The sequence below is a fragment of the Helicobacter bizzozeronii genome (genome assembly GCF_900196775.1).
GTDB lineage: Bacteria > Campylobacterota > Campylobacteria > Campylobacterales > Helicobacteraceae > Helicobacter > Helicobacter bizzozeronii.
Map to the genome: position 1 here is coordinate 1 of NZ_FZLB01000076.1, position 12,226 is coordinate 12,226.

General features: G+C 36.8%; 7 protein-coding genes. 2 read left to right on the forward strand and 5 right to left on the reverse strand.

What is annotated here, in order from left to right; all coding sequences use genetic code 11:
- Window positions 1-1,220 precede the first annotated feature (1,220 nt).
- On the reverse strand, window positions 1,221-1,358 hold the full coding sequence (locus tag C5684_RS09180; protein WP_158306690.1) for a hypothetical protein: 138 nt from the start codon (window positions 1,356-1,358) through the stop codon (window positions 1,221-1,223).
- A gap of 23 nt (window positions 1,359-1,381) precedes the next feature.
- Between C5684_RS09180 and C5684_RS09710 the strand changes: the two genes are divergently transcribed.
- A complete protein-coding gene (locus C5684_RS09710; protein ID WP_267891206.1) occupies window positions 1,382-1,510 on the forward strand; it encodes a hypothetical protein in 129 nt (42 codons plus the stop codon).
- A 331-nt stretch (window positions 1,511-1,841) separates the two neighbouring features.
- Here the strand turns inward: C5684_RS09710 and C5684_RS09185 are convergent, their stop codons facing one another.
- The 4 genes from C5684_RS09185 to C5684_RS07810 all read right to left on the reverse strand — a co-directional run bounded on the left by C5684_RS09185 (window position 1,842) and on the right by C5684_RS07810 (window position 8,740).
- Complete coding sequence (locus C5684_RS09185) at window positions 1,842-2,039, reverse strand: hypothetical protein (RefSeq protein ID WP_158650219.1); 198 nt, start codon at window positions 2,037-2,039, stop codon at window positions 1,842-1,844.
- 1,038 nt (window positions 2,040-3,077) lie between these two features.
- The gene (locus C5684_RS07800; RefSeq protein ID WP_233708714.1) at window positions 3,078-3,449 is read right to left on the reverse strand and encodes a hypothetical protein; all 372 of its coding nucleotides are present in this window, start codon (window positions 3,447-3,449) and stop codon (window positions 3,078-3,080) included.
- Between the two features lie 206 nt (window positions 3,450-3,655).
- Window positions 3,656-6,274 carry a DUF262 domain-containing protein gene (locus C5684_RS07805; protein WP_233708715.1) on the reverse strand — a complete coding sequence of 873 codons (2,619 nt, stop codon included), beginning with the start codon at window positions 6,272-6,274 and terminating at the stop codon, window positions 3,656-3,658.
- A 111-nt stretch (window positions 6,275-6,385) separates the two neighbouring features.
- On the reverse strand, window positions 6,386-8,740 hold the full coding sequence (locus C5684_RS07810) for a DUF262 domain-containing protein (protein WP_104639953.1): 2,355 nt from the start codon (window positions 8,738-8,740) through the stop codon (window positions 6,386-6,388).
- A gap of 815 nt (window positions 8,741-9,555) precedes the next feature.
- Between C5684_RS07810 and C5684_RS07815 the strand changes: the two genes are divergently transcribed.
- Entirely contained in the window at window positions 9,556-11,958 is a 2,403-nt protein-coding gene (locus C5684_RS07815; protein ID WP_233708716.1) for an AAA family ATPase, read from the forward strand.
- The last annotated feature ends 268 nt before the right edge of the window (window positions 11,959-12,226 follow it).

Sequence of the window (12,226 nt, forward strand, 5' to 3'; positions counted from 1 at the left end):
ATACCCTTGGGGTTGGGGCATCAACCTTTGGAATAGGGAATGTAAGACTCCAAACGGAGCTGTCCTGCTTGAAGCCGCGATCTCCACTAAAGTTAGAATCCCCTGACTTTAGTTATGGGAGAGTATGTCAATTTCGTAATGCTTGAATACAGAAGGCGCACCTTTTTGCACAAAGTGATTGAAATGAATTAAAAGCTTAGTATCGTAGGCGTCTCTACTAGGTCTAACCCTTTTGGGTTTGACAATTTCATCAATCCAATCTAGATCAGGCTTATAATCCAGTGGTGCATCTACAAGCTTTATCGCCAATTATTTTCCCTTATTCCCCATGTAATTTGGCAGATTGTAGCTAAAATTTTTTGAAAAATTTAAGAGAAAAGATTAGATGAAAAAATAGCCAATTTAGGATGGATTTTAATGGGTGCAGGATAACACAAAAGATACACATCTTTTATGGCTAAAGTCCCTACACAAGGGGGTTAGAGAGCATTTTTATCAAAAATAGGCGTTTTAAGGGGTTTTTGTTGTCTCCAATACTTGTCAAAGTCTATGCTAAGATGTAGTGGTTAAGATTTGTTTAAGGTAGGTATTGGTTAGTTTTAGAACTAATGAGATAATCTAAGAGAACTAAGAGGAAGATGTGCAGGGAACTCTTGATAAAAAATCATATTAGAACTCACATTAACAAGCATTAGAACTGAATAGAAAAACCATGAGAACTGAGCAGGAGAACTGGCTTGGAATTGGTAAGGAACTAGGTAGTAGCACAACAAGAACTCGCAGAAAATCATACCAAAACTGCTCTTTAAAGCGTTGGAACTATCGTAATAACTACTAGAACTAGAATGTGCATTAAGAACTGCCATTGTGGATAGCTTGACAAAATTTCAGATTTTTGTGTTATATTGGTGTCAAGTTTTAGTTTGAGACTTAGAAGTGGCTGAAAAGTTTCATTCTTGGTTGCTTGAAGTGGATTGAAACAATTGGCTAACCCTCCTAAGTTGTTGTGTTTATAGAATTAATCTCTACACTCCACCACTTGCCTTGCTCTTACTTTTTAATGAGCTCCTTACTAGCTAGGATAGTTGGAGAATTCACGCATTTAAGCCGTGAATTTGCCTTGTTTGAGTTGGTAGGCTTGGTTGTTTAATAACGCCAAGTTTTTGCTATATTTTAGAGTTGGGGGTGATCTGTAGAGTGATTTCTGCCATGCCATGTCCTTATTGCTTGATTTTTGGGATTTGGACGGTCTGATTGATGATTTCCATGTGTTGGTTGAGCGTGGTTTCTAGCACGGGGATGTTCTTGCAGAAGTCAAGATCGTTTCTAAAAATGCCTAACAAGATGATCCACTCCACGATGAATTTTTTACTTAAAAAGTGTGAATGGCGCGCTCGCCCTCTGTTTGGGGGTGGGTGATGTCTATGCCATGATCGGCACAAAGGTCAAGCAAGACACGGAGAGCGATGTTGGTTTGGGTGTGGAAAGTGCAAAAAGAATGGATGTCTAGGGTGTCGCTTATGCAGTTGTTAAGTAAAGCTGTTTAAGAAGCGAGCGGATTGGCGCACCCAGTAGTTTTTGCAGTCTGTTTGGGTGTCTTTGAGGGTGTCAATGATGATGTCGTGGCTGGCACACATAGCCTCTTTAAGATGAGTGGTGTGGGCTGTTAGTATGACATTCAGCGTGGGTTGTTTGGCACGGCTGGCGTTGAATCGGGTTTCTCTCTCTCTTGGATTTTGGGACTTGGGGTGTGTAATTCAGTGTTGAAAACCTATTTGGCAATGGCGTTGGTGTCAAAATGGCGCATATTCTAGTCCTTTGGTTAGAGTTTGGGCATTCGTTCAACTTTTGCTTTTCCTTAAGGGCATTAAGGTTTTTGCCTTTGTGATCTGTTTGCCTGATCGCCCCATTAGACTTGATAACTCCCGAGCACTCACATCTTTAACTTCTCTAGGGATTTTCTTTTTCTTATCGGCTTGTTTAGTTGGTTGCTTATCCATACCCCCTTTACTGCCTATTTGTTTGCCTCTAGTTCGCATGCTCGTACTTAATTGATTTCCCATATTATCCATTAAGCCCCTTTTTTCAAAGATACAAACATCACCATTATACCACCAGTCCCACAAAGCAAACTTAACAAACAAGCTTGCGCTGTGTCCCTTGCTTGTCAATGGCAAATTTTCTACCTTAAATGGTAGTATAAAATTGTTGCTCTTATTGCTCTTGGGGGCAAGCCCCCAAAACCCCCAAGAGAGGGTTTTGAAGTGAGAATTAGACTCTTGATCTTGAAACACCTATGGCTATGGGATAATCATGCCTTTGGGGAGAGAGTAAAAAACTGATTGATTTAGGACAACTATGTCTTTGGAGAGTAAGATGAAGAGAAGCAATAAAACAAACATAGCATTTAAAGCACTTTTAAAGGTCGTAGAGTGAAAGGTTAAGGTTTGGGAATATCAAACTATGGTTTGAGGGTTAAAAATGGTTGTGGAAGCTGGTAGTGTGCAAAAACCAACACTAGTACATGAGAGCAAAGGCTTATGTCAAGATCGATTAACATCATTAAGATATTTTTTACGAATTTTATGCAACAATACAGATGAAGTTAAATCGGGGGGCTCCCCCGGCTCTCTTTGAGGGTTTCTTTTTTGTTATTCTTTATTTAATTTAATTTATTTAATTTATTTAATTTTTATTTAATTTATTTAATTTAATTCTTCGGTTTTTCTTGTTTCACACTCGCTTGACTGACTTGAAAATTGATGTTCTAAGTATTTCCTAGATGTTGCAATAAAAACTCCAAAAAGTATTCAATCCTCTCGTATGCAAGGCTTACAATCCGTTCAGGATGATTTGTGCCACTACTTGGCGCGCAAGCAGAAAGTCTAGGATAGATAATGTCCTCTTTGATCCTTGTCTTTGCAATGTTGATCTTGTGATAGTTGGGCAGTTTTAAATCTATCTTCTTGTTAAGATTACAGAAATCTCTGAAATCTAATCTCTGTTTTCTAAAATCAAAAATCAAATTTTGCAAATGATTCTGTTTGATAACAACGATAATAGACCCCAGTGTTAAATTAGACAGCAGGTAAGAATTGTAGGTCTTTAAGTCGGTTTTTTTGCATATAGACTACACGCTCTTGGATCAGCCTATCTCTACTTGTGCGCTTGTTAATTTTCTCTATCTCTTTGTTGAGACAGGGCTCATCCATAATCCAAGATGAACCACCAATGACTAATTGCATACAAAAATCTACAATATTTCTCAAGTAAATCTCTGCTTGGGCAATTTTGGGAGTAAGTTTGGCGTTGAACTCCAAACTAGCATCGTGCTTGGCAATATTGTTGTCATAAGACATAAGTCGCTCTAGAGATATGAGATTTCTAAGATTGTTTTTAAAAGCTTGCACTTTGGCGTAATGAGCTTTTGTATTGGTGTTGTTATTCATAACTATTCACAGTCCTCTACCTTTTTTAGGTTGGTGAATATTGTTCCATTGGAGATTATGTGATTGTTGGTTGGGTTTTGGCTGTTGTCTTATTGTGTTTGTAGAGATGTTGCACTGCGAGATTGCTAGATCTGTAGGTAGCCATGCAAACTTTGATCTGTGTCATTGAAAGCATCAAGGACTCTCCCTATGGCATGGTGGTTGTCTCAATTCTCAGATTGGGAATATTCGATCGTGATCCTTTCTCGCATTTCACCAAAAACTCTTCCAAATTCTTTCAAAACATCCGTATGCGAACCGAGATTAATGTCAAATGAATGTTTCTGTTTGTTACCCTCTTTATCACCCTCTACATTATCCTTTGTTTTTGTGAGAGTTTTTGTGAGAGTAATGGTGGACTCTTTACTATCTGCAAAAACAGCAAATTCTTTATTGTCAAACTTAATACCAAACTGGCGATTCCTCTTATTATTTTCATAATCTAAATCAATCCTTACTACTCCTTCCCCATTTTGTTCACTCTTTTCGTATTGTTTGCAATGACAATAAAACGCATAACCCAAAAGATCTCTCGCCTGTTCTGAATCTTTTTTTGCTTGAAGGAGATAAACTCTTTGAAGTTTATTTTTACGATCCCTTTCAAACTTAATCCTCCCACACTCCTGCAATCTGTCGCTGTTTCCCCAATTAGCAGCATTAATGAATTCAAATAATTCTTGTCGTTGAAGTAGAAGCTGTTCCCACCAACTTCTTTCAATGAGAGGACACGAAATTTGTGAAAGGTAGACTCCTTGAGACCTGGTGTAATTTTCAACGATGTCTTGCATTTTCTTTGGTAGTTCCTCTTTCTGCACTGGCTTTTGAGAATTTAATGACAAAAGAGTGTCCAAAAGTCTTTGTAAATAGGGCTTACCCTCATCATTAGGTTTTTTTCTAAACAATTTAAAAACAAGCTCTCTAAATCTAAATAGCCCTGGCTTGTAAAGGTTACCAAAAAACTGATTGGTTGCTTCAACACTATAATCCCCAAAACACAAGAGTGTCCTTTGGAATAAACTTAGATGGGATAAACCGGGATCTTTAGTTTCTGTTTTTTTAAAAAAAATATCCAAAATCCCCATAGTTAATTCAGCATATTGGACAAATTTCTCTAAATTTTCCTTGCCATGCTCCATGCTAAAATCTAGCAAAAAACCTACATAACCTCTTAAATAATCATGAACACTTGTGTCGTCTAAAATCTTTTTCCAGCCTTGAGCTTTTTCATCATACACACCATCGTTATAGATAAGTTTAGCTTTTCTTTTTTCTAATGCGTAAACCTCTCTATTAAATTCGCTTTCTAATTCAAAACAAGACAAAAATTCATAAAATTCATTTTCTTTCCCCTCCTTAACAGTACAGGTGATGCCCTGAGAAATTTCCTTAAGGAGTCTAAAAAAACTCTTAATATCCCCAGCGTCATTCCAATCGTGGTTTTCTATAAAATGTTGACACACTCTCAGATAATCTTCAACCACCGCTGTATCTACGCACTGCCCCCTAACTTCGATTAAAAATAAAAAGGCAAAGAAGTGGCAAATATCTTTTCTACCAAGTTTACCTTCTTTTATCTCCTCTCGATCTTCTTCATCTTCTCTTTGTTTCCCATGTTTCTTTTTTTGCTTATTCTGTTTCCGTTTTCCAAAAAACTCAGGTCCTTTAATCTTAAGATTTTTTAAAGAGATCCATTTTGGCAATTGCATGATCGCCCTATCCAATAGCTCTAAATTTTTCTCTTCTTTTAAAAACCTATACGAGTCATTAATGGCGCGCTCCGTTGAGAGGAGCTCTGCAATGTCCTCGACACTCTTCTCCGATCCTTCTTCTAATTCTTTTTTTGGAGTAAATTCTTCTTTTAGGGCAAAAAAGACATTGGCATAATGCAGAAAGTTGAAGAAGCGCTCATCAAAAGTATCATCAAAAGTATCATCAAAAGTATCATCAAAAGTATCATCAAAAGTATCATCAAAAGTATCATCAAAAGTATCATCAAAAGTATCATCAAAAGTATCATCAAAAGTATCATCAAAAGTATCATCAAAAGTATCATCAAAAGTATCAGGATCACTAGCTACAAAAAAATAATCACTCCATTGATTATCTATGGCACTTAATATTTTTCTAGAGATTTTAGTTCCATCCTTGATGTTCCCATCCTCTATAAAAGCCTTGAGTTTTTCACATTTGAGCAAGGGTCTACCTCTAGCATTCATTTTGATGTAGAGATCTTCGCCCAGTCCAAAATCTTTCATGTTAATAACATTAAAAGAAATACATTTTAATCTTTTTATGAAACTTTCCGTATCTTTACCATTCAGTTTTTTATGGATGAGATCGAGCATGCGAACCATGGCTTGAACAGTCGGATCGTCGCCACAATCCCCAGATGTTGCTCCTACTGAAAAAATGGTCTCGCTAGGTTTCTTGTCTAGTTGAAATTCCTCTTCCATTTCTAACAATTCCTCGCAGAAATCCTTAGAACTTCTGCGCATATTGTAAACGAATCTAGCGAGTTTATCTTTAATCTTATCGATTTTTTGAGACTTCTTGTACAGGAAAAAATATAAAAGCCATAGGGTAGTGATGCGTTGCTGTCCGTCTATAAGTTTAAACACTCGTTTATCTTGATAACCATAGATTAAATCTAAGTGTAATTCCTCCTCCTTCTTCTTCAAGACATCAAAGAGCGCATTCAAAAAAGCGTTTGCTACATTCTCACAATTTTTGGATCGTCTCCCATGTGCATAATCCCTTTGGAGTCTAGGCACCTCTATTTTCTGCACACCACAACTAGCTCCGTTATACCATCTTTCAAAAATTCTAAGTCTAAAAATTCCAAAAAAGTATAAGACCTCATTCTTTATGCCCTTGAGTGTTGCAGTTCTTTGGTTTTTCTAATACTTGTACTTGTCCAAACACTTTTTAATCGCCTCGAGATAAGCTTTCCGATCCTTTTTTGTAAAAAATCTCTTATTTTTATCGGTATCGGCAGAAAAAACCTTGTTAAACACCTCTCGTGTACAAATAGGGATGAGTTTTTGCTGGTCATCAATCTTTCGGATTTTATCTTGTTTTCTAGTAAAAATGAGATTGCCTATTTTTTTATTAGAATTTTCGTCTAGTAGAGTAAGATTTTGCAAGCGGTGCAGATCTTCATCCCTTTGAAAAGCTTCATCTGCTTTTTTCAGCAATCCCTCTGATTCTAAGAGTTCGAAGAAACTTTTATTTTTTATTGCTTTTAAAAATTTTTCAATTCCCGTTTTAAGCTCACCATCATCAAGGTGGTCCTCTACTTCAAGGTGGTCCTTTACTTCCCGTAGCCATTCTTCAGGTTCTTTAGCAAGCTTTTCCTCTATACTTGGCAACAACTCGCTCGCAAATTGTTTGAGAAACTTCTCATTGTCGTCTTTTGTTTGCTCGAAAAACTCAACGATCATCCTATGAATTTCTTCATTTGTTTTTGAATTTTTTGACGGATTCTTCCAACCCTTTAGTTTTTTTCTAGTCTCTTCAACGACTCTATTTTTCATATCTGACAATAATTTCTCCAATTGTTTGGGGAATTCCCTATCATTAACATGCTTTATATCCTTTAAAAAAGATTTAATATCCTCCTTAAAGGCATTATTTACTTTTTTACTTCCTTTTTGCGATAAATTTTTCAATTTATTTTTTATGCCACTAATGTCTGCCTTCTCACTTTCAATATCCACTCTTAACTTATTTAAATCTTCTGTACTCTTTATTGCCTCTTTTAATTTCGATAAATTGCCTTGTTCCTTTTGCGACCATACACTTTCAGAATTTTGCGCATAAATGTGTTCCAAATTCCACTTCTCTAGTATAAAACGATTAAACTCAAAAGGTTTTAAGGATTTTATCTTCTCCATGAGATACTCTAAGTTAAAGAGCAAGAGAATGACTTGTAAGGGTTTTCTATCCTTGTTCTTATTGTATGTCAAGTCATCTATTCTTTTGATATAGGGTTGAACATTCTTCTTAACCAAATCCTCAAGACAAATGGCAAACTTCTCTTTATCTCCAACATTCAGCCACTCTGTGTATAGCTCGCTAATTTTATAACCTTGTAGTATCAAAAAACCAAGATAGTGAAAAATCTTTCTGTTTATCTCAATTTCAATGTCACTGCTTTTATTGTTTTTGTTAAAAACCCCTGATGCAAAGTCAGAGAGATGTCTAATTGCCTTATCAAGTTTTTTCCATTCATCATCCATGCTCTCATTCTCGTATTTATGATAAAAATAGTCAAATAAGTAATTTTTCTTCTTTTTATAAGGCACTCGCTTGTAAATTCCTTTTTTCTTATGAAACATAATTGCTTTGAGATAAACTCCAATCCTTTGGACATCATCAGATAGAACGGACCACTCTTGTCCCTCCTTTTTTATAGACATGATGTCACATCTATCTATGTGTTCTAGCACGCAGTAAATAAAGTCTCCGTTCTTTCTAGCCTCTTTCTCGGCACTATACCATCTCTCTGCCCTGTTCTTATTTTCTTCCTCTTTTTGTTCTATTTCTTCTTCTGTTAATCCATCGGTTTGGTTTTGCGCTAAAAACAATGCCTTAATATTCTCAACCTCTGAAAGAGGAATTCTCCCACTATTCAAACGAACAAATACTTTCTCTTCTTTATCTGGACTTTCATGCCAAAGCACTTCACACTTCTCACACAAGGTTTCTAAAAAATCTTTCTTATCACCGCATTGGTAATCTTTAAAAAAATGACAAATAGTCTTGTAGGCTACTCTAAAGTGCCAAGAGTCTATGGTTCCGTCGTATTTCCGATCCTGTATATTCTCTAAAAATTCAAAACTCCTCTCCCTTGTTTCGTATTTGATGAAAAACAAATTATCACCCCTTTTGACTTCCTCACCTTCCTTTCTCGCAAGATACCTCACATCCCCACCTTCTTGACATTTTTCTCTCACGACATACCTCGTAAGATATTTTACAATTAAAAAAATGGTTGTAAGGCGTTGTTGTCCATCAATAACGTGGTAGACTTTGTCTTGACCTTCCACTTTTGCCTTGACTACAATAGGTTGTAAACTACAACGCTGGCGATCATTTGACTTGCTTTTCTTAATAAAATCCGCAATATCCCTAAGTAAGATTTCTACCTCTGCCGTTCCCCAACGATACCCTCTTTGATAAGAAGGGATTAAAAAATTAAAATGCTCCAAGTCACCCACAGAACGCAAACCACTAAAACCACTAACAGACATAGCAAACTCCCAATTTATCTACACCAAAGCTTAACCACGAAAATTAGCAACTTTCTGTCAGTCAAATACCAAATTTGACAATCCTCTAAAAGTGCAAGAATGCAAACAACCCCACCTTACTTGAATAACACAAACTCTTTAAAAGGTTGCCTTCAACTCACAAGTGTATTATACACCACTTTTTTAATTCTAAAGCATGATGTGCTCATTAAGCCATCAAATCACGGTAAGGGTGCAGTGTATCTAACTAAATATAACCCTCTTTCTTAGTAACTGACACTTTATGCAGAACTGTAGTTGACTACGCATGGAAGAATCGTATTATAACAAAATCTCCTAAGACAATGTAAATTATTTGAACAGTTACGGGGCTAGATCGCTATGTTTGTTTGGGGTTTGGTTGTGGGGTGTTGTGTGTTATTTTTTTTGGGGTTTTAGACTTGAAAAATGAATCGAAATGGGTTCTAGGTGTCTTTTATGTCGTTCTAAACGACCGCACCATAAAGTCTTAGCTTTTTTGGCTATGGGGAACATAGGTAACAGCGCACTTCTATATCCTTTTCAAGATCGGGGTAATCTTTATTTCTCCCTTTACACACAACCACAGATAAAGCAGGTTTAGAAGGTTTGGGGAGTAAAAGCAGTTGTTTTGACAAAAGACACCTTTAGTTTTTTTTAGCGTTTTATAGCATCAAAGGTTATTTAAAATCAAGTGAGTTATTTTAAATATAAATCTGTTTATACACTTAAGATGAGTATAAACAAAAATATGTTAAAACATGTCCGCTTTTGAAAATTCTAAAAAGAAGCAAAAAATGCAGGAACAAAAAAAGGAAATGGGTTGTTATGAATTGATGGAATTTTTCATCCGGAAAGGAGCACTCAGTATTTTGGCAAACCGAATCGTTAAAGCCATTTTCAATAATTATGGGATATTGCCTAAAGATTATGCGCTTTTTTTTAAAGAAGCTTGCCAAGCCTATTTTAAGACATTATTGAAAAAGCAAGGGTGGGGGTTCTCTAAAACCCCTGACCAAGAAGAGCAAGAATACAGACAATTAATCTACGACCTTTTTTATGCCATTGATTTCTCCCAAATCGCACAAGATAGAGGCGATCATTATTTCTTCCCTAAGATCTGCCAAGAACGCCAGAGTATGGATTTGGCACTTGTGTTTATGGATAGCAAAGGTGTGGAGAGTATGTTTAAAACCATTTTCTCATTTTCTAAACAAATCCAATCCTATGTGATCAGCAATTATTTAAAATCCAAAGCCTATGGTGGGTTGTTTGGCAATTTTGAAATCCCTATGGAGAATTTTAAGCAAGATTTATTGGAGCGTTTCCCCAGTTATAACTCTTATATCCAAAAGGCTTTTTACAGATTAAACCCCTATCTTTCAAAAGACAAATTGTGTTTTGAAATTACAAAACGGATTTCTCTTAAACCAGAGATAGATTCAACTTCAAAAGAGATAAAAGTTTTTTGCCAATTTTTAGAGCAAGAAAAGTTTGGTAAACAAGGACTTATCAATTCTCTTTGTAGTGGGTTATCCACTAATAGACGCATCACAAAAAGACTCATTGGTTTGTATTTAGAAAAAAACTATGGGTTGTTAAGCCAAGAGGATTGCCTAAATTTGGGGATTTTGAGCGCAGATTACTGGGGACAATATAAAAGTTCTTCTATTCTCCAAGACAGCTCTTTTAAGGCAAATGGGCAAATGTTTTACTACATGCCAAAAGTGTTGCGGGCGTGGGTGATAGGGAGATTAAAAGAGATCTTTAGCAAGAAAGCACTAGCACATATCCAACAGAGCTTACTCAATAAACTCACGCCTGAGCATATCCAAGTATTCCGCAAGTGCTCAGAAACAAGTGGCATATCACTCATGTTTCAGCAAAAGCGGTGTTTAGAGATTATGGCAAGTCATCTTAATCTCCCCATCAAGGTAAAGATATTGGAGGATGGAGAATGCATCTTTGAAAAAGATGCGGATTTTATGCCCAATGTGTTCCTAATTCAAACACCTAGAAGCGTTAAAGAAGTGCGCCACCTCTTGGATGCAAGATCGCCTAGAGAACCAGATGTGCGCGAGCACAAAGAACACCAACCTTCTAGATACACAACACAGCAAACAACGCATAAAGAATATGCTGTGTTAGAGAAAGAAAGACAAAGAAATGAACCTATTGATTTGCCCGCAATCAAAGAATACACTCCCCAAGCTCTTAAAGCCTACTTGGATCGCCACATTGTCGGGCAAGAAAGAGCAAAAGAGGCTTTTTGTGTTGAAATTAGCGATCACTACGCGCGTTTTATAGGCAAGCAAGTGGTGTATGAAAAAAGCAATGTGTTGCTCATTGGCCCTTCAGGCTGTGGCAAGACCTATATGACCAAGACACTCTTAGAACATTTGGGTATCCCCTATAATATTGTGGATGCTTCACACTTGACACCCGAGGGCTACAAAGGGAATGATGTCCCTAACATATTTGTTGGGCTTTATCAAAATGCGGGTAAAGATATCCAAAAGACCCAAAATGGTGTGATTTTTTTAGATGAAGTGGATAAATTAGGCTTAGAGGTCAATGATCATCAGTTCAAATCACTCGTGCAGACAGAATTGCTTAAGATCATTGAAGGGCACACACTCACTTTTAGCTATGGGAAACAAGATATTGTCCTAGATACTTCTAAGATTTTATTTATCTTTGCGGGGCATTTTAAGGGCTTGAACTACCGCCACACCAACCAGTCTAGAACAATCGGCTTTAGCAATTCTTGCCAACCTGTAAGCAAACTATCACAACCCAATACACCTATAGAAGTGAGTGATGCAGATTTAGTGCGTTGTGGTTTGATCCCAGAATTCATTGGGCGCATTTCTGTGCGCATTGTATTAGGGGGTGTGGATGTCAAGATGCTAGAGAGTGCTTTTGACAAAGAAATCTTGCCCTACCAGCAAGAGTTTTCACAATATAAGAATTGTTTGGAATTCACTCCTGAAGCTAGAGCGAGCATCATTAACCAGGCGATGCATGGAACAACAGGGATGCGTGCTATCAAGGAAATCTTGAAAAAAGTGGTGAATCCGCTTAGATTTTCTATGCAACAACAACAAGGGTATAAATACACCATCACAAAGGATACATTACAGACAGGCAAGGTGGATGTTGTGGAGCTTGGTGAGGATTGGGATGTAGATGGATTTTAAGAGTTATTGGCTTAAACAGAAGGTTGGTTGGGTATTGGGTAGATCAGATAAAAATTCTAAGTCAAAAAAGTGGGTTATTACGATTTGATAGTATGATTTCTGTCGATCTTGCTGCTCTTGTAAGGATGCGTTGATGCTTTACCCTTATAACCCCAACACCAAACAACTTAAAGAATTTAAACAGAAAATTCGCATACATCCACTTGTGTTGTTTTGTAATTATGACTGCGATGGATTAATGGGAGTTTGAAACAGCAATATAAAATCT

Coding starts and splice junctions, on each gene's coding strand:
- C5684_RS09185 (WP_158650219.1), bottom strand. CDS start 2,039: ATGCGAACTAGAGGCAAACAAATAGGCAGTAAAGGGGGTATGGATAAG.
- C5684_RS07800 (WP_233708714.1), bottom strand. CDS start 3,449: ATGAATAACAACACCAATACAAAAGCTCATTACGCCAAAGTGCAAGCT.
- C5684_RS07810 (WP_104639953.1), bottom strand. CDS start 8,740: ATGTCTGTTAGTGGTTTTAGTGGTTTGCGTTCTGTGGGTGACTTGGAG.
- C5684_RS07815 (WP_233708716.1), top strand. CDS start 9,556: ATGCAGGAACAAAAAAAGGAAATGGGTTGTTATGAATTGATGGAATTT.